The 24833-nt window shown below is 71.1% G+C and carries 24 protein-coding genes; 12 read left to right on the top strand and 12 right to left on the bottom strand.

What is annotated here, in order from left to right:
* Window positions 1–6: 6 nt before the first annotated feature.
* Window positions 7–1314 carry a DUF1254 domain-containing protein gene (locus tag ABZK10_RS13940; protein WP_353809902.1) on the top strand — a complete coding sequence of 436 codons (1308 nt, stop codon included), beginning with the start codon at window positions 7–9 and terminating at the stop codon, window positions 1312–1314.
* Here the strand turns inward: ABZK10_RS13940 and ABZK10_RS13935 are convergent.
* On the bottom strand, window positions 1243–3387 hold the full coding sequence (locus ABZK10_RS13935) for a molybdopterin-containing oxidoreductase family protein (RefSeq protein ID WP_353809901.1): 2145 nt from the start codon (window positions 3385–3387) through the stop codon (window positions 1243–1245). The genes ABZK10_RS13940 and ABZK10_RS13935 overlap by 72 nt on opposite strands.
* 516 nt (window positions 3388–3903) lie before the next feature.
* Between ABZK10_RS13935 and ABZK10_RS13930 the strand changes: the two genes are divergently transcribed.
* Both ABZK10_RS13930 and ABZK10_RS13925 read left to right on the top strand, forming a co-directional pair.
* The gene (locus ABZK10_RS13930) at window positions 3904–4323 is read left to right on the top strand and encodes a nuclear transport factor 2 family protein (protein ID WP_353809900.1); all 420 of its coding nucleotides are present in this window, start codon (window positions 3904–3906) and stop codon (window positions 4321–4323) included.
* 123 nt (window positions 4324–4446) lie between these two features.
* Window positions 4447–4959: a hypothetical protein gene (locus tag ABZK10_RS13925; protein WP_353809899.1), complete on the top strand. Its 513-nt coding sequence runs from the start codon at window positions 4447–4449 to the stop codon at window positions 4957–4959.
* A gap of 10 nt (window positions 4960–4969) precedes the next feature.
* On the opposite strand, the gene ABZK10_RS13920 is transcribed toward ABZK10_RS13925, so the two are convergent.
* Both ABZK10_RS13920 and ABZK10_RS13915 read right to left on the bottom strand, forming a co-directional pair.
* A complete protein-coding gene (locus tag ABZK10_RS13920) occupies window positions 4970–5416 on the bottom strand; it encodes a DUF2871 domain-containing protein (protein WP_353809898.1) in 447 nt (148 codons plus the stop codon).
* Between the two features lie 73 nt (window positions 5417–5489).
* Window positions 5490–5885, bottom strand: a complete 396-nt coding sequence (locus ABZK10_RS13915) for a hypothetical protein (RefSeq protein ID WP_353809897.1) — start codon at window positions 5883–5885, stop codon at window positions 5490–5492.
* A 148-nt stretch (window positions 5886–6033) separates the two neighbouring features.
* Here ABZK10_RS13915 and ABZK10_RS13910 point away from each other — a divergent pair, with 148 nt between their 5' ends.
* The gene (locus ABZK10_RS13910; protein ID WP_353809896.1) at window positions 6034–6918 is read left to right on the top strand and encodes an AraC family transcriptional regulator; all 885 of its coding nucleotides are present in this window, start codon (window positions 6034–6036) and stop codon (window positions 6916–6918) included.
* Here the strand turns inward: ABZK10_RS13910 and ABZK10_RS13905 are convergent.
* Entirely contained in the window at window positions 6911–7534 is a 624-nt protein-coding gene (locus ABZK10_RS13905; RefSeq protein WP_353809895.1) for a response regulator, read from the bottom strand. The genes ABZK10_RS13910 and ABZK10_RS13905 overlap by 8 nt on opposite strands.
* Window positions 7531–8793 carry a sensor histidine kinase gene (locus ABZK10_RS13900; protein WP_353809894.1) on the bottom strand — a complete coding sequence of 421 codons (1263 nt, stop codon included), beginning with the start codon at window positions 8791–8793 and terminating at the stop codon, window positions 7531–7533. The genes ABZK10_RS13905 and ABZK10_RS13900 overlap by 4 nt, the downstream gene beginning before the upstream one ends.
* 141 nt (window positions 8794–8934) lie before the next feature.
* Between ABZK10_RS13900 and ABZK10_RS13895 the strand changes: the two genes are divergently transcribed.
* On the top strand, window positions 8935–10635 hold the full coding sequence (locus ABZK10_RS13895; protein WP_353809893.1) for an SDR family oxidoreductase: 1701 nt from the start codon (window positions 8935–8937) through the stop codon (window positions 10633–10635).
* A gap of 16 nt (window positions 10636–10651) precedes the next feature.
* Here ABZK10_RS13895 and dhaM read toward each other — a convergent pair whose 3' ends face one another.
* Genes dhaM through dhaK form a run of 3 tightly spaced genes read right to left on the bottom strand, consistent with a single transcriptional unit; the run spans window position 10652 to window position 13020 of the window.
* Window positions 10652–11344, bottom strand: coding sequence for a dihydroxyacetone kinase phosphoryl donor subunit DhaM (gene dhaM, locus ABZK10_RS13890; RefSeq protein WP_353809892.1), 693 nt, complete (start codon window positions 11342–11344; stop codon window positions 10652–10654).
* Entirely contained in the window at window positions 11341–11991 is a 651-nt protein-coding gene (gene dhaL, locus ABZK10_RS13885; protein ID WP_353809891.1) for a dihydroxyacetone kinase subunit DhaL, read from the bottom strand. Before dhaL ends, dhaM begins: the two co-directional genes overlap by 4 nt.
* 27 nt (window positions 11992–12018) lie before the next feature.
* Window positions 12019–13020 (bottom strand): dihydroxyacetone kinase subunit DhaK, encoded by a 1002-nt coding sequence (gene dhaK, locus ABZK10_RS13880; RefSeq protein ID WP_353809890.1) that lies wholly within the window; start codon window positions 13018–13020, stop codon window positions 12019–12021.
* Between the two features lie 181 nt (window positions 13021–13201).
* On the opposite strand from dhaK, the gene glpK reads away from it, so the two are divergent.
* Window positions 13202–14716 carry a glycerol kinase GlpK gene (gene glpK / locus ABZK10_RS13875; protein WP_353809889.1) on the top strand — a complete coding sequence of 505 codons (1515 nt, stop codon included), beginning with the start codon at window positions 13202–13204 and terminating at the stop codon, window positions 14714–14716.
* Here glpK and trpD read toward each other — a convergent pair.
* Window positions 14709–15761 carry an anthranilate phosphoribosyltransferase gene (trpD, locus tag ABZK10_RS13870; RefSeq protein ID WP_353809888.1) on the bottom strand — a complete coding sequence of 351 codons (1053 nt, stop codon included), beginning with the start codon at window positions 15759–15761 and terminating at the stop codon, window positions 14709–14711. The genes glpK and trpD overlap by 8 nt on opposite strands.
* 132 nt (window positions 15762–15893) lie before the next feature.
* Between trpD and ctaE the strand changes: the two genes are divergently transcribed.
* Genes ctaE through ABZK10_RS13840 form a run of 6 tightly spaced genes read left to right on the top strand, consistent with a single transcriptional unit; the run spans window position 15894 to window position 21681 of the window.
* The gene (ctaE, locus tag ABZK10_RS13865) at window positions 15894–16538 is read left to right on the top strand and encodes an aa3-type cytochrome oxidase subunit III (protein ID WP_353809887.1); all 645 of its coding nucleotides are present in this window, start codon (window positions 15894–15896) and stop codon (window positions 16536–16538) included.
* Window positions 16539–16588: 50 nt separating this feature from the next.
* Window positions 16589–17380 (top strand): cytochrome bc1 complex diheme cytochrome c subunit, encoded by a 792-nt coding sequence (gene qcrC, locus ABZK10_RS13860; protein WP_353809886.1) that lies wholly within the window; start codon window positions 16589–16591, stop codon window positions 17378–17380.
* Between the two features lie 36 nt (window positions 17381–17416).
* Window positions 17417–18493 carry a cytochrome bc1 complex Rieske iron-sulfur subunit gene (gene qcrA, locus ABZK10_RS13855; RefSeq protein ID WP_353809885.1) on the top strand — a complete coding sequence of 359 codons (1077 nt, stop codon included), beginning with the start codon at window positions 17417–17419 and terminating at the stop codon, window positions 18491–18493.
* Entirely contained in the window at window positions 18490–20106 is a 1617-nt protein-coding gene (gene qcrB / locus ABZK10_RS13850) for a cytochrome bc1 complex cytochrome b subunit (RefSeq protein WP_353809884.1), read from the top strand. The genes qcrA and qcrB overlap by 4 nt, the downstream gene beginning before the upstream one ends.
* Window positions 20107–20131: 25 nt before the next feature.
* Entirely contained in the window at window positions 20132–20980 is an 849-nt protein-coding gene (locus ABZK10_RS13845; RefSeq protein WP_353809883.1) for a methyltransferase domain-containing protein, read from the top strand.
* 41 nt (window positions 20981–21021) lie between these two features.
* A complete protein-coding gene (locus tag ABZK10_RS13840; RefSeq protein WP_353809882.1) occupies window positions 21022–21681 on the top strand; it encodes a class I SAM-dependent methyltransferase in 660 nt (219 codons plus the stop codon).
* Between the two features lie 103 nt (window positions 21682–21784).
* On the opposite strand, the gene ctaF is transcribed toward ABZK10_RS13840, so the two are convergent.
* From ctaF to ctaC, 3 genes are read right to left on the bottom strand one after another with little or no spacing between them, the layout of a single operon-like run.
* Window positions 21785–22201, bottom strand: coding sequence for an aa3-type cytochrome oxidase subunit IV (gene ctaF, locus ABZK10_RS13835; RefSeq protein ID WP_353809881.1), 417 nt, complete (start codon window positions 22199–22201; stop codon window positions 21785–21787).
* Complete coding sequence (ctaD, locus tag ABZK10_RS13830) at window positions 22202–23938, bottom strand: aa3-type cytochrome oxidase subunit I (protein ID WP_353809880.1); 1737 nt, start codon at window positions 23936–23938, stop codon at window positions 22202–22204.
* Between the two features lie 5 nt (window positions 23939–23943).
* Window positions 23944–24831: an aa3-type cytochrome oxidase subunit II gene (ctaC, locus tag ABZK10_RS13825; RefSeq protein WP_353809879.1), complete on the bottom strand. Its 888-nt coding sequence runs from the start codon at window positions 24829–24831 to the stop codon at window positions 23944–23946.
* Between the last annotated feature and the right edge of the window lie 2 nt (window positions 24832–24833).

Genomic DNA, 24833 nt, shown 5'->3' with positions numbered 1-24833 from the left:
ATGCTCATGGCCGGACGTCGCGGCGAGCTGGAGCGGATCGCCGTCGAGGGGTACCTCTACCTCTACCCGCTCGTCCTGATGGACCTGACGCGCCGGCTGACGACGAGCGTGCCCGCCGACCGGATCCCGGGGTGCGGCCCCGCGAACACGTTCCTCCACATGCGCGCATTCCCCCGCGGGGACTTCACCGACGTCGTACGCCCGAACTTCGACACGCTCTACTCCCCCGCATGGCTCGACCTGAACGACGGCCCCGTGGTGCTCTCGGTGAGCCGCGAGGTGGATCGGTACTTCATGCTGCCGCTGCTCGACATGTGGACCGACGTGTTCGCCGTCGTCGGTACGCGCACGACCGGCGGAGCCACGGGTTCGTATGCGATCGTGCCTCCCGGGTGGCGGGACGAACTGCCGGGCGACCTCGAGCGGATCGACGCGCCGACGCCCTGGGTCTGGGTGCTCGGGCGCACCCAGACGAATGGCCCCGCCGACTACGAGGCGGTGCACGCCGTCCAGGACGGCTTCGGCATCCGCCCCCTGGTCGACCGCGGCCCGGCGCCCGTACCCGAGGCGCCCGACCGCGACCCCTCGCCGATGGACCAGGTCGGCGCGATGCCCGGTGTCGAGTTCTTCCGGCGTGCGTCTACGCTGCTCGACGTCGCTCCCCCGCATCCGACGGACCAACCCGTGCTCGCGCGCCTCCATCACCTGGGCATCCGACCCGGGCGCCCCTTCGACCCGGAGGCTGCATCACCCGAGGTGTCCGCGGCCCTGGCGGCCGCACCCGTGGAAGCGCTTGCACACATGCGTGCGAGCATCCCGCGGTCGGCGCCGGTGGTCGACGGCTGGTCGATGCGGCGCGCAGGAATCGGCGTGTACGGCACCGACTACCTGTACCGCGCGGTCGTCGCGATGATCGGGCTCGGCGCGAACCTGCCCGAGGACGCGGTCTACCCGATGCTCGTGACGGACGAGCACGGCGAGATTCCCGTCGGCGAGCACGAGTACGTGCTGCACTTCGCCGCCGACGCGCTTCCGCCGGTGGACGCCTTCTGGTCGCTCACGATGTACGACCAGACGGGATTCACCGTCCCCAACCCGCTCGGCCGATACGCACTGGGCGATCGCGATGCGCTGCACTACAACGACGACGGATCGCTCGACCTCGCGATCGCGAGCCGCAGCCCCGGTGCCGGGGCCGAGGCGAACTGGCTCCCCGCCCCGCCGGGGCCCCTGGGGCTGACCCTACGGCTCTACGCGCCGCGACCGGAGGTCCTCGACGGTCGCTGGAATCCACCGCCGCTGCTCCGCGCCTGAACCGACTGCGCTCCCCCGGGCTCGCCCCTCGGCCCCAGCGGACTCCTCCGGCACGGACGCCGGCGCCGGCATGACCTCGACGAACGCGTCGTGGAAGTCGCCACCGCCGCCGGCATCGCTCAGCCCGTCGGGCGTCAGCACGTTCGCCGACGTGCCTTCGGCGCCACGCGCCCAGCCCGACGGCAACGCGACCACGCCCCGCCGCACGTCGCCGAGGCGCGCGGTCGCCGCCACCGACCCGCGTGCGTTGACCACGTCGACGCGATCGCCGTCCGCAATGCCGCGCTCCGCGGCATCCTCGGGGTTAAGTGCCACGGGCAGCTCACCCTCCGCCCGCAAGTGCCACGGCACGTGTGCGTAGCTGGAGTTCAGGAACCGCAGTGACCCCTTCGCGCTGATCAGGTGCAGCGGCCACCGCTCGTCCCGGTCGAGGGCGGCGGATGCCACGGGCACGACGAACGCGCACCTGCCGTCGTCGGTCGGGAAGCCGCCGTCGGCGAACGGCGTCGGCCCGCGCTCGGAGTCGAGCCGCGCCCACCCTTCCCCCTCGAGCCGCTCCCGGGTGATCTCCATGCCCCGGAACCCATCGCTGTCCATCGCGATGTCGAGCATCTCGTCGTCGCTGAGGTGCAGGTACGCGTCCTCGAGTCCCATCGCCGACGAGAGCCGGCGGAAGAACTCGGTGGTCGACACCGCCTCGCCCACCGGATCGATCGCGGGCCGGTTGACCGCGATCACGTCGTGCCCCCACGACCACATCAGGTCGAGGTGCTCGACCTGGGTCGTGGCCGGCAGCACGTAGTCGGCGTACCGGGCGGTGTCGGTGAGGAACTGCTCGTGCACGACCGTCAGGAGGTCGTCGCGCATGAGGCCCTCGATCGTGAGCGCCTGGTTCGGCATCGTGACGACGGGGTTCGCGCCGTGCACGATCATCGCTGTGATCGGCGGCTCCTGCGTCGCATCCGTCAGCGCCCGCCCGACCTGGATCATGTTGACCGATCGCGTGTCCGCCGAGACGAGGTCCACGCGCTGCAGCGGCTCGACGTTCATGGCGTCCCAGTGCAGGCCGGCCGTCAGGAAGAGCAGTCCCCCGCCCCGGTGGCGCCACGCGCCGGTCACGACGGGCAGGTACGCGATCGTGCGGAAGGTCTCCGCGCCGGCCGCCCGATGCTCCATGCCCACGAGCAGGCGGATGCAGGATGCCGGCGAGGCGGCGTAGGCGTGCGCGAGTCGCACGATCTCGTCCGCCCGGAGCCCGCAGGTCGCCGCGACGCGCTCGGGCGTGAACTCGTCGAGTCGTTCGGCGAAGTCGTCGAACCCCGTCGCATGCTGCTCGAGGTACTCGGCGTCCTGCAGCCCGTCGCGTACGATCACGTGCATGAGGCCCATCGCCAGCGCCGTGTCGGTGCCGGGAAGCGGCTGCACGTGCCAGTCGGCCGATCGCGCGGTGCGCGTCGCGGCCGGGTCGATCACGACGACCTGCGCGCCTGCCGCCCGCGCCTCGCGGATGAACGGCCAGAGGTGCACGTTGGTGACGATCGTGTTCGTGCCCCACAGCACGATGAAGCGCGCGTGCCGGATCTCGTGGGGCATGATGCCCACGTTCGTGCCGATCGCCTGCGCCACACCCGTCGATCCCGTCGACGCGCAGACGGCACGCACGAGCTGCGTCGCCCCGATGCGACCGAAGAACCGGTCCCCCGCGCCGCTGCCCTGCAGCAGCCCCTGGGTGCCCATGTAGCTGAACGGCAGCACGGTCTCGCCGCCGTGGCGGTCGATGCGCTCGGTGAGGCCGGCCGCGATCTCGCGGAGCGCAGTTTCCCACGAGACCCGCTCGAACTGCCCCGATCCCTTCGGCCCGACTCGCCGCAACGGGTGCAGCACGCGCTCGTCGGCGTACACGCGGTCGAGGTAGCGGTTGACCTTCGCGCAGAGGGTGCCCCGGGAGTACGGATGCTCCGGATCTCCGGCGAGCTTCGTCGCCCGCCCGTCCTCGACGGTGACCTGCCACCCGCACGTGTCGGGACAGTCGTGCGGGCACGCGCCGCGCACGTGGACGGGAATCGGGATCACCAACGGGACACCTCCGTGTGCCTGCGATCCGACGCTCGGAGCGCCGGCGTTCCCCCGACCGTACTCCGAGGCGCGTAGGCCCGCTGCGGTGACTCCCAGCTATGCCGAGGTCCGACTACCTCGCGTCGATCCGCGCCCGCATCGGGCACGACCTCCTCACGCTTCCCGGGGCGACGCCGATGACCGCTGTGGACGACAAGCGAACGGCCGCACATGGCGCGTCCACAGGTGGCGCTGTGTCGAACTGCATGCTCCGTGCACCTGCGAGAGGATTCGGGCGTGCGCCCCGGCCGAGTACCTCCCCGTCCGTTCCGCGCGCTCATGCGCGCTCTGGACTGGCTTTCGCGGGTCGAAGTCCTCGTGGGCCTCGCTCTCGGGGTGTTCGTCGTGTTCGGAGTCGTCTATACGCTCAGCACCGATCGGTGACCCCCTCAGCCGTGCCGAACGTCACCTCTTCCCGACTGCGGAACGCGGTGCCAAACTGAGGACTATTCAGCGAGTGACGAGGAGGTCACGATGTCCAGTGCGGCGGTTGACGAGATCGGAGCGGTGCTCGAGGGCTGGTCCGACGCGTATCGGGCCCAGGACGTCGAGGCGCTGCTCGCGATGGGGTACGGCGACGACGTGCAGTTGGTCGGCACCGGTGCCGACGAGGTGCGGTTCGGACTCGACGAATACCGCGTCCAGGCGGAGCGCGACTTCTCGCAGGCCGACGAGGTCGAGATGCGGTTCACCAACGTGCACGCGACGATCGTCGGCGACGCGGCGTTCGCGTACTGCGACGTCGCGGTGGTCGGCACGGTCGGCGGCCAGTCGTTCGCCGCACCGGGGCTGCGCCTGACGGTGGGCCTGGTACGCACCGACGCCGGCTGGCGCTTCGTGCAGACCCACCTCTCCGCGCCGGCGAGCGGTCAGGGCGAGGGCCAGTCGTTCTAGGCGAACTCCACGCGGTTCGCCCTATCGCGGTGAGGTCGGCCCCGCTAGCCTGAACCTGTCGCCGCAGTCCGCTTCCGCTTCGCGGCGGCTCCGCTCGCCAGCCCAGCCGCCCGAAGGAGCACGATGTCGCCGAGCACGCCCCACCGCAGCCAGAGCGACGGTCACGTCGAGCCCACTCCGCTCTCGCGCCGAGGCATCGTCACCGGCGCAGCCTGGGCCCTCCCGACGATCGCACTCGCCGCGACGGTTCCCGTCGCCGCCGCGAGCGAACCGGCACCGGTCTGCGTGCTCTTCGTGGGCACCTCGAAGCTGGATCAGGGTGTCGACTCGATCGACGTCAGCCTCAACTACGGGACGAATGCATCGGCGGCGATCGCCGCCGAGATGACCATCCGGGTCACTGCCGTGGAGGGACTGGACTTCACCGGCATCAACGGCGTCACGACCTTCCCTCAGGACTTCCCGGTGAGGGCGGACACGCTCGACGCGCAAGGCAGGCTCCAGTTCACGATCACCCGCCCCGGCGGCGAAGAGGACGGCGCCGACGTCTTCGTGACGATCCAGCAATTGTCCAGCGGCGGGCAGCTCTGCGCCAGCGCCCGGTACTCCTTCGAATACCTGCCTTTCTCGAACTGACGCCCACGCGTCAGGCAACGAGCGCGGCCGGCTCAGGGGCATCCGCCCGCTCTCGCCCGAGGGCACGCCCGAGTGCCGACATCAGCAGCACCAGGCCCGCGGTGAGCAGCATGTGGCCGAGTCCGGCGATGCCGGCGATCATCGCGCCCGGCTCCTCCCCCAGCACCGTCAGCGAGCCGTGCCAGACGAGCATCGCCGAGGTGAGCACGACACCGGTGTTGTAGGTCCAGAAGAACCAGCCGAACAGGCGACTGCGCGAGAGTGCGAAGAGTCGCTCGAGCACCAGCACGACCAGCAGCACCACGAACCCCAGCGTCAGCAGGTGGGTGTGCGCGAGCCCGAGTTGGGTCGACTCCCCCTCGGGGAAACCGTTGAGCTTCGTGAACTCCCGGTAGAACAGGCCGGAGAGCACCCCGGCGATGAGATACGTGAACGAGGCGGTGAAGAGACGGCGCACGGTGAATCCTTTCGAGGTTGCCGTGACAGCCTCTCCCGGCCTGCGACCGAGCGGATCAACCGAACGGTTGAGATCAGGCGGCGGTCGCCAGCTCGCCGTACCCCAGCGCGATGAGCAGCGAGCAGCCCGCGAGCACGATCGACACCGGCACCATCAGGGCGCGCTCGGCGACGCTGCGCGACACCGCGTTCATCAGGATTCCCAGCGCGAGGTAGCCGAAGACGACCCACATCGCGACCTCCGAGAACTGCGCGCCGAACACGTCGATGAGCCCCACGCGATCCCAGGCGATCGCCACGATGAACGCGTAGACGACGATCGACACCGCGCTGCCGACCCGCAGGCGCGCGGGCAGCACGCGGTGCCGGCCGCCCCACGCGAAGTGGCCGAGCGGCGCGCCGATCACGAGCGCGAACTGGAAGACGGCGAGCACGAACAGGACGGCGGTGAGCACCAGGGCGAACGGCATGCGACCAACGTAGCGATCGCACGGTCGCGATCGTCCGCATGGGCACGCATGGGCATGCATGGGCATGCATGGTGCACGATCGAATCGGACCGGAACGGTCGGGTGCTGCGCCCGGACGACCGCGAAGCTCGTCTCGAAGGGAGCACCCGTGATCGCGAACCTGAACCGACTCGTCGAGTTCGTCGAGGACCACCTCGCGGACGATCTCGACGTGCCCGGCCTCGCCCGCGAACTCGGCACGACCGAGTACCACCTGCGCCGCATGTTCGCGTCGCTGGCCGGCATGCCCGTGTCGGAGTACGTGCGGCGACGGCGGATGACCGTCGCGGCCGCGGACCTGCGCGGCGACGAGCGACTGCTCGACATCGCGGTGCGCTACGGCTACGGCTCGGTCGAGGCGTTCACCCGGGCATTCCGTGCGGTGCACGGCGCGAGCCCGGCGGACGTGCGCCGCGATGGCGGCACCCTTCGCACGCAACCGCAGCTCAGGTTCCGCCTGACCGTCGAAGGGAACATCTCCATGGACGCCCGCATCATCGATCGCCCCGAATTCCAACTCGTGGGGCACGCCGCCCGCGTGCCGCTCGTCCACCGTGGCGCCAATCCGCACATCCAGGCGCACATCGCCGCGCTTCCGGTGGCGGAGCACGAGCGGCTGAAGTCGCTGAGCGGCACCGAGCCGGCGGGCCTGCTCCAGGTGAGCGCCGACGTCGATCCCGACGCCGCCGAGGGCAGCGCGCTCACCTACCTGCACGGCGTCGCCCTGGGAGCGGATGCCGCGGTGCCTGACGACCTCGACGTGATCGACGTCGCCGCGGGCACCTGGGCGGTCTTCCGCGCCGAGGGCGACTACCCGTCGGCGCTGCAGTCGACCTGGTCGGCGACGGCCACCGACTGGTTCCCGTCCAACCCGTGGCGCCTGCGACCCGGTCCGTCGATGGTCGCGGTGCTCGAACGCGCGCCCGACTTCGCCACCGCGACCTGCGAGCTCTGGCTGCCGATCGAGCCCGACGGCACGCGCGCGGTCAGATGAGGCCGGTCTCGCGCCCCACCGCGCTCGCGCGCGTGCGCGAGTCGACGCCGAGCTTCTCGAACAGGTGCACCAGGTGGGTCTTCACGGTCGCCTCGCTGACGAACAGCTGCCGGGCGATCTCGCGGTTGGAGGCACCCGTGTCGAGCGCGCGCAGCACCTCGAGCTCGCGCTGCGTGAGCGTCACCCGCGACGAACCGGCGACCGATGCCACGCGGGCACTGAGCTCGGGTGAGAGCACGGTGCCGCCGCGGGCGGCGCTCCGGACGCCCGCGACGATCTCCTCGGGGGTCGAGTCCTTCAGCAGGTAGCCGGATGCCCCCGCCTCGATCGCCGCCAGCACCTCCGCGTCGCGGTCGAACGTGGTGAGCATCACCACGACGAGTGCGGGGTCCGCGGCGCGGAGTGCGGCCGTCGTGCCCACGCCGTCCATCCCCTCCCCCAGGCGCAGGTCGCAGAGCACGACGTCGGGACGACGCACCTTCGCCAGCGCGACCGCCTCCTCGCCGGTGGCGGCCACGCCGACGATCTCGAGGTCACCGGTCGCGGAGAGCACGGCGCGCAGGCCCGCGCGCACCACCGGGTGGTCGTCGACGAGGAGCACGCGGAGCGCGCTCATCCCGCGGTTCCGGCCGCCACGCGCGGGAGGGACGCCGACAGCGCGGTTCCCGCACCGGGCGAGCTCTCGACGTCGAGGTCGCCGCCGAGGTCGCGCAGGCGCGCCCGCATCGCCCGGAGCCCGTATCCCCCGGGGCCCCGGCCGGCGCGCCGGGCCTTCCACTGCGCCGCGTCGAAGCCGACCCCGTCGTCGACGACGTCGAGCCGCACGCCGCCTCCCACGTCGGCCAGGCTCACGACGACCTTGGTCGCGTGCGCGTGCGCACGCACGTTCGCCAGTGCGGACTGCGTGGTGCGCAGCAGCGCGATCTCGGCAGCGGTCGAGAGCGCGGGCCCGTCGACGTCGACGCGGAGGTCGGTGCGGATCTCGGTGTCGGACTCCAGCCGGCGCAGCATCCGTCGCAGTGCATCGCCCAACCCCGATCCTTCGAGCTCGCTCGGCGTGAGCGCGTTGACGATCCGCCGGGTGTCGGCGAGCCCCTCGCGGGCCAGCAGCTCGATCTGCGCGAGCTGCGTGTCGTGCTGGGAGCTCGCGGCCTGCGCCGCACGCGCGAGCATGCCGATGGAGGTGAGGCTCTGCGCGACGGTGTCGTGGATGTCGCGCGAGAGGCGCGTGCGCTCCATGCCGGCGCCGCTCTCGCGCTGCGTGCGGGCGAGTTCCTCCTGCAGGTCGGATGCCTCCTGCTGCGCCGCCGTGAGCGACGCAATGAGCTGCCGACGCTCGCGCGCGTCGCGCAGCAGTTCGAGGTACCCGCGCGAGATGCCGACCGCGAAGGCGCCGCCGACGAGCGGGCCGATCACCTCGGCGTACGTCGTCTCGCCGCCGTGCAGCACGGGCGCGACGATCGTGATGGTGAGCACGAGTGCGCTCAGCACGAGCGCGCCCGGCAGCCACAGGATGAACCCCGCGAGCAGCCAGATCGGGAAGGCGAGCCAGACGTACTCGGGCGACACGATCACGCACGTGATCCAGGCCAGGACGACCAGCGCCAGCCACCTGGCGGCGATGCTCGGCTCGCGCATCTGGTCGCCGAGCAGCGCGCCGGCGATGGAGCACGCCGTGAACAGCAGCGAGACGGTGATCACGCCGATGGCCGGGGTGCCCGCGGCGAGGGCGCGCATCGCCGCGATCGCGAGCAGCACGAGCGTGATGGTGGCCAGCCCGATGCGGATCGCCTGCCCCGCGCTCTCACCGGTGACGCGCTCGCGACGCGCGCCGTGCACCCGCGCGCGGGGGGACGTGCGGGGGGAAGCCGACATGCCCCCAATCCTGCCCGCTCCGGGGCGCCCGGCGCACCGGGTGTGCACACGGGGCCGACCCGCGTGCGCCCCGCTACCATGGCGCCATGGCCCCCGCCGCACCGAGCCCCACCGCGAGCTGACCGGGACGGGGTGAAACGGATGCGCCGCCAGCTCCTCGTCGCGACGGCCCAGGCGTTCCTCGTCACCCTCCTCTGGTCGTCGTCCTGGGTGCTGATCCGCATCGGACTCGAGGACGACCTGCCGCCGCTCACGTTCGCCGGCCTCCGCTACGGGCTCGCTGCGGTGCTCCTGCTCGCGGTCGCCCTCGCACGTCCGCGCGTCCGGGCGGAGCTCCGAGCGCTCCCCCCGCGGGGCTGGCTCGAGCTCGCTGCGCTCGGCGCGGTCATGTACGCGATCACGCAGGGCGCGCAGTTCGTCGGGCTGGCGCTCCTGCCCGCCGCGACGCTGAGCCTCTTCTATTCGCTCACGCCGGTCGCGGTGGCGGTCGGCGCGCTCCTCGCGCTCGGTGAGCGGGTCGGACGGGGCGGCGTCCTCGGGCTCGCGCTCACCGTCGTCGGCGGCGTGACGTACTTCGTCGCGGGCGGGGGTGCCGGCGCGACGCTCGCGGGCGTGCTGGTCGGACTCGTCGGGCTGCTCGCCAACGCGGCGTCCGCGGTGCTCGGCCGCAGCGTCAACGGGCGTGCGCACCTCTCGGCGCTCGCGGTCACCGCGCCCTCCATGGCGATCGGCGCCGTGCTGCTGCTCGGCACCGGCCTCGCGAGCGAGGACGTGCCCGAGATCGCCGCCCGGGCGTGGGGCATCATCGTCGTGCTCGCGGTCGTGAACACGGCCCTCGCCTGGACGCTGTGGAACCACACGCTGCGCACCCTCCGGGCCGCGCCGTCGGCCGCGATCAACAACACGATGCTCATCCAGATCGCCGTGCTCGCGGCGATCTTCCTCGCCGAGCCGCTCGCGCCGCTGCAGTGGCTGGGCCTCGGCGTGGTCGCGGCGGGCACGTTCCTCGTGCAGTTCCGGGGCCTGCGCCCCGGGAGCCGATCGCAGCAGCCGCCGGGCTATCGTGGGCCCATGAGCGACGCGCCCGCACCCGACGCCCGACCGGTCACCCTGATCACGGGCGGCGGACGCGGCATCGGCGCCGCGATCGCCCGGCGCCTCGCGGCCGACGGGCACGACCTCGCCCTCACCTACCGGGTGCGCCGCGAGGAGGTCGAGCGGGTCGCCGAGGAGTGCCGCGCGGCCGGAAGCGAGGTGGCGATCCTGCACGCCGACCTGGGCGACGTCGCCCACGTGCACGCGCTGGTCCCCGCCGTGCTCGACCACTTCGGCCGCATCACCGGGCTCGTGAACAACGCCGGCATCACCGGCACGATCGGCGAGTTCCTCGATGTCGACGAGGCCGAGGCCGAGGTCGTGTTCGACGTCAACGTGCGCGCGCCGATGCTGCTCGCGAAGGACGCCATCTCCGTCATGGCGACCGATCGCGGCGGGGCGGGCGGCTGCATCGTCAACATCTCCTCCGGAGCGGCCACCAGCGGCGCGCCGCACACGTACGTGCCGTACGCCATGAGCAAGGCCGCGCTCAACGCGCTCACCACCGGGCTCGCGAAGGAGTTCGCCGCGGTCGGCGTGCGCGTGAACACGGTGTCACCGGGCACGACGCACACCGAGATCCACGCGGATGCGGGCCGGCCGAACGCTCCCGCCGAGCGTGCGCCGAACATCCCGATGCGGCGCGCCGGGCAGCCGCACGAGGCCGCCGGTGCCGTCGCCTACCTGTTCGGGGCGGATGCCTCGTACACGACCGGTGCCGACATCCGCGTCGCGGGCGGCAACTGACCGGTCGACCGCGCGCTCAGTGCTCGCCGAAGCCCGACTCCACGAGGTCGGCGAGGGCGTCGACCGCATACCTGGCGGCCGGGTCCTCGGCGGAGATGGTCACCCGGTCCCCGCGCACGGCGCCGAGCGACATGATCGCCAGCAGGCTCTTCGCGTCCTTCCCGTCGACGCGGACCCGCGCGTCGAACGTGCTCGCGAGGCGCACGAACTCGGCCGCCGGGCGGGCGTGCAGTCCGGCGTCGTTGGTCAGCGTCACGGTGCGCGCGTAGCCGATGTGCGCCGGCGAGGCGTCGGCGACGACGGGTCGCGCGCGCCCGGCGGCCTCTGCGGCCGCGACCACGTCGTCCAGCGTGCCGCCCGTCTGCGCCGCGACCGCGGCCGCGACGCCGCCCTCCACGAGCGGCGCGTCGACGACCCGCACCCGCTCGCGCTGCTCGTCGTCGACGAAGTCGAGGGCGGTCTCCGCGGTGAGCACGGCCGACCCCAGGTCGAAGAGCACGGCGGCACCGTTGCCGCCGTCCGCCCGGGCGATGCCCTCCGAGACCTTGGCGAAGCTCGTACCGATGCCGCCGTCGTCCATGCCGCCCGCGGCGACCATGACGACGTCCTCCGCCATCTGCCGCGCGAGCTCGACCAGGCCGTCGGCGATGGCGGCCGAGTGCGAGACGAAGACGAGGCCCACGCGCGGCTCGTCGGGAGCCTGGGTCACGCCGGCTCCGCCGCATCCGCCGCATCCGCCGCCGCGCGCAGCAGCAGCGCCGTCGACTGCGCGCCCGGATCGCGGTGGCCGGCCGAGCGCTCGCCCAGGTAGCTCGCGCGGCCCTTGCGGGCGACGAGCGGCTCGGTGGCCGCCGCGCCGTCCTCGGCCGCCGTCGCCGCGGCCTCGAGCACGGCGCGCACGTCAGCGCCCGCGGCGGTCGCCGCGGCCGCGGCATCGACCGCCGGCGTCCAGGCGTCCACCATGGTCTTGTCGCCCGACTCGGCCTTGCCGCGCAGCACGATGCCGTCGCGCGCGGCCGTGAGCAGCGCCACGACGTCCGCCGGGCCGAGCTCGGCGAGGCCCTGCGCCGCCCCGGCGGCCTTCAGGTACGCCGTGCCGTAGAGCGGCCCGGCGGCGCCGCCGACGGTCGAGATGAGCGTGGTGGCGACGAGCATGAGCGCGTCGGCGGGCGTGGCGTCGGGCGCGAGGCCGTCGACGCCCTCGAGGGCGGCCTGGAATCCGCGGTGCATGTTCTCGCCGTGGTCGCCGTCGCCGATCGCCCGATCCAGGGCCGTCAACTCCGCGCGGTGCTCCGCGATCGTCGCGGCGCTGCGTCGGATCCACTCCGAGGCCCAGTTCCCACCCACGTCGTCCATGCCACTCCTCACGTGTCGGCCAGCCGGCTATCGTCCCCAGCGCAGCGTTGCGGTCTGCACGGGAGCATCCCACAACTCGAGCCGCTCGTCGTCGAGGCGCAGCAGCGTCAGTGCACAACCGCGCATCTCGAGGGCCGTGATGTAGTCGCCCACGAGCGACCGGACGACCTCGATGCCGGCGTCGGCCAGGCGCTCGGCGGCGCGGCGGTAGACGATGTAGAGCTCCGACAGCGGCGTGCCGCCCATGCCGTCGACGAGCAGCAGCACGCGGTCGCCCGAGGCGAACGGCAGGTCGGGCAGGATCGCGTCGAGCAGCCGGTCGGTGATCGCGTCCGCGGGCTCCAGCGGGATGGTCTCGCGCCCGGGTTCGCCGTGGATGCCGATGCCGAACTCCATCTCGTCGTCGCCGAGGGTGAAGCTCGGCTCGCCCGAGTGCGGGACGACGCACGGCTCGAGGGCCACGCCCATCGACCGCGCGTCGGCGTTGACCGCCGCCGCGATGGCCGCGACCGCGTCGAGGTCGTCGCCGCGCTCCGCGGCCGCACCGGCGATCCGCTCGACCAGCACCGTGCCGCCGGTGCCTCGGCGGCCGGCCGTGTACAGCGAGTCGCGCACCGCCACGTCGTCGTTCGTGACGACCGCACGCACCTCGATGCCGTGCGCCGCCGCGAGATCGGCCGCGGTCTCGAAGTTCAGCACGTCCCCGGTGTAGTTCTTCACGATGTGGAGCACCCCCGCCCCGCCGTCGACCGCGCGCGTCGCGGCGAGGATCCGGTCGGGCGTGGGCGAGGTGAACACGGCGCCGGGCACGGCGGCGTCCAGCATGCCGTACCCCACGTAGCCCGCATGCAGCGGCTCGTGCCCGCTGCCTCCGCCGCTGACGATGCCGACCTTGCCCGCCACCGGCGCATCGCGGCGCACCACGTGCAGCGGGTCGGACACGAGCCGCACCAGGTCGGCGTGCGCCGCGGCGAACCCCGCGACCGACTCCGCGACCACGTCGGACGGGTCGTTGATGAGCTTCTTCATGCCCCTCCCCTCGGCACGTCGACCGCTCCGTCGGAGCGCGCTCGCCGCGATGCGACGCCCGCCCCCAACCTACGCCGCCCCGGCGCGCTCCGGCAGCCCCCGTGCGCGGCCTGTCGTGCGGGGTGGCCGCGTGGGTAGGGTGGGTCGCGCGCGTCGATGCGCGAGGCGGGGAGGTACGCGGATGGGCGAGTACGTGATCGCGATCGACCAGGGCACCACGAGCACCCGCGCAATGGTCTTCGACCGATCGGGCGGCGTCGTCTCGACGGGGCAGCTCGAGCACCGGCAGATCCTCCCCCGCGCCGGCTGGGTCGAGCACGACCCGATCGAGATCTGGCGCAGCACGGGCGAGGTCATCGGCCAGGCCCTCGGCAAGGCCAGCATCACGCGGCACGACATCGTCGCCGTCGGCATCACGAACCAGCGCGAGACCGCGGTCGTATGGGACCGCACGACCGGCCTCCCGGTGTACAACGCGATCGTCTGGCAGGACACGCGCACGCAGCCCCTCGTCGACCGGCTCGCGGCCGACGGCGGCCCCGGCCGGTTCGCAGCCACCACGGGGCTGCCCCTGGCGACCTACTTCGCCGGCACCAAGGTGGCGTGGATCCTCGAGCACGTCGACGGCGCGAGGGAGCGCGCCGAGGCGGGAGAGCTCCTCTTCGGCACGATCGACACCTGGCTGCTGTGGAACCTCACCGGCGGCGTGGACGGCGGCGTGCACGCGACGGATGTCACGAACGCGAGCCGCACCCTGTTCATGGACCTCGAGACCCTGCAGTGGGACGACGAGATCCTCGCCGCCTTCGACGTGCCGCGCGCGATGCTGCCGGAGATCCGCTCGTCGTCGGAGGTATACGGCGTCGCGGCGGCGTCGAGCCTGCTCCGCGAGACGCCGATCGCCGGCATCCTCGGAGACCAGCAGGCCGCGACGTTCGGGCAGGCGGCGTTCGACGCGGGCGAGTCCAAGAACACCTATGGCACGGGCAACTTCCTCATCTTCAACACCGGCGAGGAGATCGTGCACTCGTCGAACGGCCTGCTCACGACCGTCGGGTACCGGCTCGGCGACGCGCCGCCGCACTACGCACTCGAGGGGTCGATCGCCGTCACCGGGTCGCTCGTGCAGTGGGTGCGCGACAACCTGGGCCTCATCTCGGAGGCGGCGGAGATCGAGACCGTCGCGAAGACCGTCGACGACAACGGCGGGGCCTATTTCGTGCCGGCGTTCTCCGGGCTGTTCGCCCCCTACTGGCGTCCGGACGCCCGCGGCGCCCTGGTGGGCCTCACGCGCTTCGTGAACAAGGGGCACCTGGCACGCGCCGTGCTCGAGTCGACGGCGTTCCAGACCCGCGAGGTGCTCGACGCGGTGAACGCCGACGCCGGGGCATCCGCCGCCGAATTGAAGGTCGACGGCGGCATGACCGCCAACGACACGCTGATGCAGTTCCAGGCCGACATCCTCGGCATCCCCGTCGTCCGGCCGGTCGTCGCCGAGACCACCGCGCTCGGTGCCGCCTACGCCGCCGGGCTCGCGACCGGCGTCTGGCGCGACCTCGACGAGCTGCGGGCGAACTGGCGTCCCGACCGGCGGTGGGAGCCGCAGATCGACGAGGCCGAGCGTGCGCGCCTGCTCCGGCAGTGGAAGAAGGCGGTCACCCGCACCTTCGACTGGGTCGACGAGGACGTCAGCTGACGGTCGCCGCCACCCACGCGTCGAGCTTCGCCGCGGCCGCGCCCGAGTCGATCGCCTCGGCGGCCACCGCGAGCTGCTCGCGGAACCGGTCGAGGATGTTGCGCTGGAGCTGCCCGGGGTCGCGGGCGAGCGCGTAGGAGACCAGCCCGGCGGCCGCGTTGAGCAGCACGATGTCGCGAACCGGGCCGCGGGCCCCGGCGAACACGTCGCGCACCACCTGGGCATTGTGCGCGGCGTCGCCGCCCAGCAGGTCGCTCATCTGCGCGCGCTCGATGCCGACGTCGCGCGGGTCGAGGTCGTGCTCGCGGACGGTGCCGCCGGAGACCTCCCAGATGTGGCTGTGCCCCGTGGTGGTCAACTCGTCCAGGCCGTCGTCGCCCCGGAACACCAGCGCGGTCGCGCCACGGGTCTGGAACACGCCGACGATGAGCGGCACGCGGTCGAGCTGGGCGACGCCGACCGCGGACGCCTCGGCCCGGGCCGGGTTGCAGAGCGGACCGAGGATGTTGAAGACGGTGGGGATGCCGAGGTCCGCGCGCGTGGGGCCGGCGTGCCGGAACCCGGGATGGAACGCGGCCGCGTACACGAACGTGATGCCCACCTCGTCGAGCACCGACGAGACCCGCTCCGGGGCGATGGTGAGGTCGACGCCGAGGGCACCGAGCACGTCGGACGAGCCCGACGAGGAGCTCGCCGCGCGGTTGCCGTGCTTGACGACGGGCACCCCGGATGCCGCGGCGACGATCGAGGCCATGGTCGACACGTTCACCGTGCCCACGCGGTCGCCGCCCGTGCCGACGATGTCGAGTGCCATGGGGTCGACGTCCAGCGGCACCGCGTGCTCGAGGATCGCATCGCGGAAGCCCACGACCTCGTCGACCGTCTCGCCCTTCGCGCGCAGCGCGACGAGGAACGCGGCGAGCTGCGCGGGCGACGCGGCCCCGGTCATCACCTGCTCCATGCACCAGGCCGCCTCGGCGACGCTGAGGTCCTCGCGGTCGAGGAGGGCGGTCAGGACCGACGGCCAGGTGGGGGTCTCGAGCATGCCACGATCCTAGCCAGACCGGATTCCCACCGGATTCACGGCCTGTTCACGGCTGGAATCGGGGCGCGCTCCCATGCGTTTCCGAGACACGGATGATGGGGTGCTCAAAACCCGTCTGAGAAATCGGCCATAATGGGGAGCGTGACGAGCTCCTCAATCGCCCCTGCGGCCACAACGCCCGTGATCAACAGGCCCAACACCGTTGCGGTGGGCACGATCGTCTGGCTCGGCAGCGAGGTCATGTTCTTCGCCGGTCTGTTCGCGATCTACTTCACGCTGCGCTCGACGTCGCCCGAGCTGTGGAACTTCGAGGCCGGGCGCCTCAACGTCCCGTACGCCGCGATCAACACGGCCATCCTGGTCGCCTCCTCGTTCACCGCACAGTTCGGCGTCTTCGCAGCCGAGAAGTTCCAGCCCCGGCGCACCGGCAGCCTGTGGCAGCTCCGCAAGTGGGGCCTCGTCGAGTGGTTCCTCGTGAGCTACGTCCTGGGCGCCATCTTCGTCTCGGGCCAGGTGCTCGAGTACGCCACGCTCGTCTCCGAGGGCATCGCCCTCGACTCCAACGCGTACGGCTCCGCGTTCTACCTCACGACCGGCTTCCACGCGCTGCACGTCACGGGCGGCCTCATCGCCATGCTGCTGGTCGTCGGCCGCGCGTACGCGGTCAAGCACTTCGGGCACAAGGAGGCGACCAGCGCCATCGTGGTGTCGTACTACTGGCACTTCGTCGACGTGGTCTGGATCGGCCTGTTCTTCGTCATCTACGTCCTCAAATGACGCACCGGGAGCCCACGACCATCCGCATGCACCGCAACAGGAAGAGAACGATGACCAGCTCGAAGCGTCGGACGGGACGACGTTCCCCGCTCGCCACCGTGGCGCTCCTCGCGCTCGGGCTCGTGTTCACGGGCGGCGCCTACGCCGCCTTCAGCACGGGCACCGCGCAGGCCGAGGTCGACGCGACGTCGCAGCAGACGATCGACGAGGGCAAGAAGCTCTTCCAGGCCAACTGCGCCACCTGCCACGGCCTCGACGCGCAGGGCACGGACGCCGGGCCCAGCCTCATCGGCGTGGGTGCCGCAGCGGTCGACTTCCAGGTCGGCACCGGCCGCATGCCGATGCAGATGCAGGGCCCCCAGGCCGAGCAGAAGCCGGTGCAGTTCACCGACGAGCAGATCAAGCAGCTCGCCTACTTCGTCGCGTCGCTCGGGCCCGGCCCCGACATCCCCGCCGATTCCCTCGTCAACGGCGGCGGCGACGCCGCGAACGGCGCCGAGCTGTTCCGCATCAACTGCGCCATGTGCCACAACGTCGCGGGTGCCGGCGGTGCCCTCACCGAGGGCAAGTTCGCGCCCGCGCTGAACGACGTCACCGGCGTGCACATCTACGAGGCGATGGTCACCGGGCCGCAGAACATGCCGGTCTTCAACGACCTCAACATCACGCCCGAGGACAAGCGCGACATCATCACCTACCTGCAGTACATCCAGGACAACCGCTCCCCGGGTGGCTTCGAGCTGGGTTCGCTCGGACCGGTCGCCGAGGGCCTCTTCATCTGGATCTTCGGTCTCGGCGCGGTCGTCGCGATCACGGTGTGGATCACGGCGAAGTCGAACTAGGCGCACGGGCATCGAGGAAGCGTAAGAAGGAGAACCATGGCACAGGACGACAACGGCGGTACGGACATCGCCGCTGCCGGCTCGTCATCGCACGGGCAGGAGGTCGCCGCCTCCCCCGGCACCGCCGTGATCGCGGCGGATGCGTTCGAGAACCCCGGGTTCCCGGCGCACCGCAAGCGGGTCACGGACGAGGACCCGAAGAAGCGGAAGTCGGCCGAGCGCACCGTCTACACGCTCTTCTACCTGTCGATCGTCGGCAGCGTCTGGGCGATCGCCGCGTACATGCTGTTCCCGATGGAGTCGGGCTCGGTCGTGGACGTGCGCCTGAACAACCTCTTCTTCGGGCTGGGCGTCGCACTCGCCCTGCTCGCGATCGGCGTCGGCGCCGTGCACTGGGGCAAGGCCCTCATGTACGACGTGGAGCAGGTCGACGAGCGCCACCCCGTCCGTGGCAGCGATGACACCCGCGCCGGCGCGATCAAGGTCTTCCAGGACGCCGACGAGGAGTCCGGCTTCAGCCGCCGCTCGGTCATCCGCAACAGCCTCATCGGCGCGCTCGTGGTCTTCCCGCTGCCCGCCGTCGTGCTCTTCCGCGGCCTCGCGCCGCAGGACCAGATCCCGGTCGAGCTCCTCAGCCACACGATGTGGGCCGAGGGCACGCGCCTCACGCTCGACCCCTCGGGCGTGCCCATCAAGGCGTCGGACGTCACGATCGGCAGCGCGTTCCACGTCATCCCGGAGGGCCTCAACGAGCTCGAGCACCACAAGCTCGAGGAGAAGGCGAAGGCCGCGGTCCTCCTCATGCGCCTCAACCCCGAGGACCTCAACGAGACGCCCGAGCGCGCGGACTGGTCCTACCAGGGCATCGTCGCCTACTCGAAGATCTGCACGCACGTCGGGTGCCCCGTGGCGCTCTACGAGCAGCACACGCACCACCTGCTCTGCCCGTGCCACCAGTCGCAGTTCGACGTCGCGAACCACTGCGAGGTCATCTTCGGCCCGGCCGCGCGGCCGCTGCCCCAGCTGCCCATCGCGGTCGACGACGAGGGCTACCTCGTCGCGCAGAGCGACTTCAACGAACCCGTCGGCCCGAGCTTCTGGGAGCGCCATTGAGCACCGCAGCCCCGACCACCAGCGCCCCCGAGAAGCGGAAGGGCGGCTTCACGGCCGCCGCGTCCAACTACATCGATGAGCGCACGAGCATCTCGACCGTCGTCAAGGAGCTCGGCCGCAAGGCCTTCCCCGACCACTGGTCGTTCCTGCTCGGCGAGATCGCGCTGTTCAGCTTCGTCGTGGTGCTCATCACGGGAACGTTCCTGACGTTCTTCTTCCAGGCCTCGATGGCCGAGGTGCACTACGAGGGCTCGTACGTGCCCCTGAAGGGCATCGAGATGTCCGTCGCGATGGCCTCGACGCTCGACATCTCGTTCGACCTGCGCGGCGGCCTGTTCGTGCGCCAGATGCACCACTGGGCGGCGCTGCTGTTCGTGGCGGCCATCGGCCTGCACATGCTGCGCATCTTCTTCACGGGCGCGTTCCGCAAGCCGCGCGAGTTGAACTGGGTCATCGGCTTCGTGCTCTTCGTGCTGGCGATGGGCGAGGGCTTCACGGGCTACTCGCTCCCCGACGACCTCCTCTCGGGCAACGGCCTCCGCATCATCGACGGCATGATCAAGGGCATCCCGCTGATCGGCACGTGGACCTCGTTCCTCCTCTTCGGCGGCGAGTTCCCGGGCACGGCCATCGTCGGCCGCCTGTACACGCTGCACATCCTCCTGCTGCCCGCGCTCGTGGTCGCGCTCATCGCCGTCCACCTGCTGTTCGTCGTCGTGCACAAGCACACGCAGTACGCGGCGCCGGGCAAGACGCAGCAGAACGCCGTGGGCCCGCCCATCCTGCCCGTGTACGCGGCCAAGGCCGGTGGCTTCTTCTTCATCGTCTTCGGTGTGCTGGCGCTCATCGCGTCGCTGTTCACGATCAACCCGATCTGGAACTACGGGCCCTACGACCCGTCCCCGGTCTCCGCCGGTACGCAGCCCGACTGGTACATCGGCTTCGCCGACGGCGCGCTGCGACTCATCCCGCCGGGCTGGGAGTTCGTCTGGCTCGAGCGCACGTGGTCGTTCAACATCCTCGTCCCGCTGGTCGGCCTGCTGGTCTTCCTGGGCCTGGTGTTCATCTACCCGTTCATCGAGGCCTGGGTCACGGGCGACAAGCGCGAGCACCACATCGCCGACCGTCCGCGCAACGCCCCGACGCGCACCGCGATCGGCGCGGCGGGTGTCACCTTCTACGCCGGCCTCTGGGCGGCGGCCAGCTCCGACATCATCGCGACGCATTTCAAGCTGACGATGGAGGGGGTCATCCACTCCCTGCAGGCGGTCGTCATCCTCGGCCCGATCCTCGCCTACTTCATCGCCAAGCGCGTCTGCATCGCGCTGCAGAAGAAGGACCGCGAGATCGTGCTGCACGGCTACGAGTCGGGGCGCATCGTGAAGCTCCCCGGCGGTGAGTTCATCGAGGTGCACCAGCCCCTCGACGAGTACGACCGCTGGCGCCTCGTGAGCTACGAGAGCTACGAGCCGCTCATGATCCGCCCCGACGCACGCGGGCGCATCACGTTCGGCCAGCGCCTCCGGGCGGGCTTCTCGCGCTGGTTCTTCGAGGACCGCATCGCGCCGGTCACCCGGGCCGAGCTCGAGGCCTCGCACTCGGACCACCACTGACGCATTACCTCGGATCGGGCATCGCATGACCGGTCGGCCACTCGTCGACCTGCTGCGGTGCCCGATCTGCGTCGGCGCGTTCGGGGGCGACGTGCGCGGCACGATCCGGTGCGGGAACGGCCACGCGTACGACGCGAACCGGCGCGGCTACCTGACGCTCTTCCCGGCGAAGCGCCCGAAGGTCCGCGGCGACACCGCCGAGATGCTCGCTGCGCGCGATCGCGTGCTCGAGACGCCCCCATTCCGTTCGTTGCGCGACGCGGTGGCGGAAGCAGCCGCCGCGGACGCCCCTGAGGGCGCCGTGCTCGTGGACCTGGGCTGCGGCACGGGCCAGTACGCCACGACGGCCCTGGAACGCATCGCGGTTCCCTCCACGGCGCTCCTGGCGGACCTCTCCCCCGACGCGGTGCGCACCGCGGTGCGCCGCACCCGCGACGGGGCCCCGGCGACGGAGGTCCTGGGCGTCGTGCTCGACCTCTGGTCTCCGCTGCCCGTGGCCACCTCGGGCGTCGATCGGGTGCTCAACGTCTTCGCGCCGCGCAACCTGCCCGAGTTCGCGCGCGTCCTCGCGCCGGGCGGCCGTCTGGTCACGGTCATCCCCTCCGACCACCACCTGTCGGAGCTGCGCGCCGCGGGAGCCGTGATCGACGTCCGGGGCGGGAAGCGCGAGGCGGTGCTGGCGGATGCCGCTGCCGCCGGCCTCCGCCTGCTCGACGCGTCACGCTTCGACGGAGCGCTCGACGGCGGCGACCCCGCGGTCGTCGACCTCGTGGCCATGGGCCCGTCGGCCCATCACGCCTCCGCGGGGACGGACCCGGTCGTCGGCCGGGTGACGGTCTCGGTCGACGTGCTGGTCTTCGCCTCCGGCGACTGACCAGCGTCCTCCGCGTGCTGCTGCAGGCGCATACTGGAGCCGTGGACGCATGCTGCGACCCGGGCGCGACGAGCCGCTACGAGGAGATCTTCGACACGCGGTTCGCCGAGTCCGTCGCGCGGAGGTATCGGCGCAGGGGGCTCCCCCGCCTGGACCGTCGCATCCTCGCGTTCCTCGACGACATGGGCGTGCGCGGCGCCAGCGTCCTCGAGATCGGCGGCGGGGTCGGTGAGCTCCAGCTCGAACTGCTCGAGCACGGCGCGGCCCGTGCGGTGAACCTCGAGCTCTCCGGCGAGTACGAGGGCGTCGCCCGCGCGCTCGCGACCGAACACGGCCTGGAACGCCGGATCACCCGAGTCGTGGGGGTCGACCTGGCCGAACGGCCCGACGCGGTCGCACCCGTCGACGTGGTCGTGCTGAACCGCGTGGTCTGCTGCTACCCGCATGCGGTTCGGCTGCTCGATGCGGCCGCCGGCCGCGCGAGGCGCGCGGTCGTCTTCAGCCATCCGCCGCGTACGCCGTGGACGCTGCTGCGCATCGGCACCAAGAACCTGCTCCACCGCATCAGCGGGAAGCGATTCCGGGGGTACCTGCACCGACCCGCCGTGATGATCGACGCGCTCCGCGCCGACGGCTTCGAGATCCCGCTGCGGAGCCGCGGTGCGCGGTGGAGCGTGATCGGCGCGGTGCGGCCCGGCTGACTCGCGCCCGAGCCCGCGCCTCCGAGGTCCCCGAACGCCGACGGCCCCTCCGGTGGAGACCGGAGGGGCCGTCGGCGTGCGCGATGCGTCAGCGTGCGAAGGGTCAGCGCGCGAAGAGTCCGCGGTAGTACTCGTAGGTCCAGCCGACGAGGCTCACGAGCACCACGGGGACCGCGATGAAGGTGATCCAGAAGCCGACCGCGAGCCCCAGGAAGCCGAGGGCCGCCGCAGCCGCGAGCATGATCGGCCACCAGCTCCACGGGCTGAAGAAGCCGAGCTCGGCATCCCCGTCGTCGATGTTCGCGTCGAGGCGGTCCTCGGGGAGCTCACCGCCCTGGGCGCGGTGCACCATGCCCAGGTAGAAGGCGATGAACGCCGCCAGCACGGCGCTGAGGCCGATGGCCACGAGGCCGACCCACTCGGGGTGCCCGTACTCGATCACCGACCAGACGATGTACGCGACGTCCGCGAGGGCGAAGAACGCAGCGATGATCCAGAAGATCCCGACATTCGCGCGCATCTACTTGACCTTCCCTTCGGTGACCTCGTAGGTCGGAGCATCCGGGGCGTCCTTCGCCGGCCCGATGCCGATCGGAAGCGCTGCCTCGGGGTGGTTGAGGTCGAACGCCGGCGACTCCGAGCGGATGCGCGGGATCGAGGTGAAGTTGTGCCGCGGCGGCGGGCAGCTGGTCGCCCACTCGAGCGAGCGGCCGTAACCCCACGGGTCGTTGACGGTCACCTTCGGCGCACGCCGGGCGGTGATGAAGACGTTCAGGAAGAACGGGATCATCGAGACCGCGAGGATCATTGCGCCGATCGTCGACAGCTGGTTCATCCAGGTGATGTTGTCCTCGGGCAGGTACGAGTAGTACCGGCGGGGCATGCCCACGACGCCCAGCCAGTGCTGGATGAGGAACGTCGTGTGGAAGCCGATGAACAGCAGCCAGAAGTGCCACGCGCCGAGGCGCTCGCTGAGCATCTTGCCGGTCCACTTCGGCCACCAGAAGTAGAACCCGGCGAACATGGCGAACACGACCGTGCCGAAGACGACGTAGTGGAAGTGCGCCACCACGAAGTAGCTGTCGGACACGTGGAAGTCGAGCGGCGGCGAGGCGAGGATGACGCCCGTGAGGCCACCGAACACGAACGTGATGAGGAAGCCGAGCGACCACACGAGCGGCATCTCGAACGTGATCGAGCCGCGCCACATCGTGCCGATCCAGTTGAAGATCTTCACGCCCGTCGGAACGGCGATGAGCATCGTCAGCAGCGCGAAGAACGGCAGCAGCACCGAACCGGTGACGTACATGTGGTGCGCCCAGACCGTGACCGAGAGGGCCGCGATCGCGATGGTCGCGTACACGAGGGTCTTGTAGCCGAAGATCGGCTTCCGGCTGAACACCGGGAAGATCTCCGACACGATGCCGAAGAACGGCAGCGCGATGATGTACACCTCGGGATGGCCGAAGAACCAGAACAGGTGCTGCCAGAGGATGACGCCGCCGTTGGCCGGATCGTAGATATGGGCGCCGAAGATGCGGTCGGCCGACGCGGCCAGGATCGCCGCTGCGAGCACCGGGAACGCGAGGAGCACCAGGATCGACGTGACCAGGGTGTTCCAGGTGAAGATCGGCATGCGGAACATGGTCATGCCCGGCGCGCGCATCGTGATGATCGTGGTGATGAAGTTCACCGCGCCCATGATCGTGCCGAAGCCCGACATGCCGAGGCCGAGCATCCAGAGGTTGCCGCCGATGCCCGGTGAGAACGTCGTCGATGCCAGTGGCTGGTAGGCGAACCAGCCGAACGAGGCCGCACCCTGGGGGGTGAGGAAGCCGGCGACCGCCATGAGCGAGCCGAAGTTGAACAGCCAGTACGCCAGCGCGTTCAGACGCGGGAACGCGACGTCGGGCGCGCCGATCTGCAGCGGCATCAGCACGTTCGCGAAGCCCGCGAACAGCGGCGTCGCGAACATCAGCAGCATGATCGTGCCGTGCATCGTGAACAGCTGGTTGTACTGCTCGCGGGTCTGGAGGATCTCCAGGCCCGGCTCGAACAGCTGGGCGCGGATGATCAGCGCCATGACGCCGCCGATGCAGAAGTAGATGAACGAGGTGATCAGGTACAGGTACCCGATGACCTTGTGGTCGGTGGAGGTGATCCACCGGACGAGGACGTTGCCCTTGCGCTCGACCGACGGCGGGCCGAAGGGCGACGCGGCGGCGCTCGGCCTGGCCGGTGCGGCAGTGGTGCTCATGTCGCTCAGTTCTCCTCTTCGTGCTCGACGACCTCGGGCGCGCCCGTGCCCGGCAGGTTCTGGTTGCGGTCGTACTCGCTCGACAGCTGGCCGGTCTGGCCGGCGTCGCGCAGCGACTGGATGTAGGCGTCGTACTCGGCCTGCGAGACGACCTCGACGTTGAAGAGCATCAGCGAGTGGTACTCGCCGCAGAGCTCGGCGCACTTGCCGGCATACGTGCCCTCGCGGGTGGGCTCGACCGACATGTAGTTGGTCTTGCCGGGGTACATGTCCTTCTTGTAGAGGAAGTCGACGACCCAGAAGGAGTGGATGACGTCGCGCGACTCGAGCTCGATCTCGATCTTCGCGTTCACCGGGAGCACCAGGGTCGGCACCTCGGACTCGACCAACGATCCGCCGTCCTCGACCTGGCCCTGGATGCCGGGCGAGTACACGTCCTCATCGACGTAGTTGAAGTCCCAGGCCCACTGCTTCGCGATGACCTCGATCGTGACGTCCGGGTTCTCGTACCGCGCCTCGATGGCGTTCTGGTCGCGCACCGTGAAGGCGAAGAAGCCCAGCACCAGGATGAGCGGCACGACCGTGTAGAACACCTCGATCGGCATGTTGTACCGGAGCTGCACCGGGAGGCCGGTCTGGCCGCGTCGGCGGCGGTACACGACGACCGCCCAGATCGTGAGGCCCCAGGTCACCACGCCGACGACCAGCAGCACGAGCCACGAGGTGACCCACAGTCCCGAGACGCGCTCGGTGTGGTTGGTGACGGGCTCCTCCCCCTCGACGAAGCCCGGCAGGAAACCGTTCAACTGCGCCTGCGTGCATCCGGCGAGGACGATTGTGAGTGTCGCTGCGATCGGAAGAGCAGCCCATCGGAGACGGCGGTTCTGGCGCACCG

The sequence above is a fragment of the Agromyces sp. SYSU T00194 genome, from assembly GCF_040496035.1.
In the GTDB taxonomy this organism is placed as follows: domain Bacteria; phylum Actinomycetota; class Actinomycetes; order Actinomycetales; family Microbacteriaceae; genus Agromyces; species Agromyces chitinivorans.
This window is presented reverse-complemented; position numbering and strand designations above follow the sequence as displayed.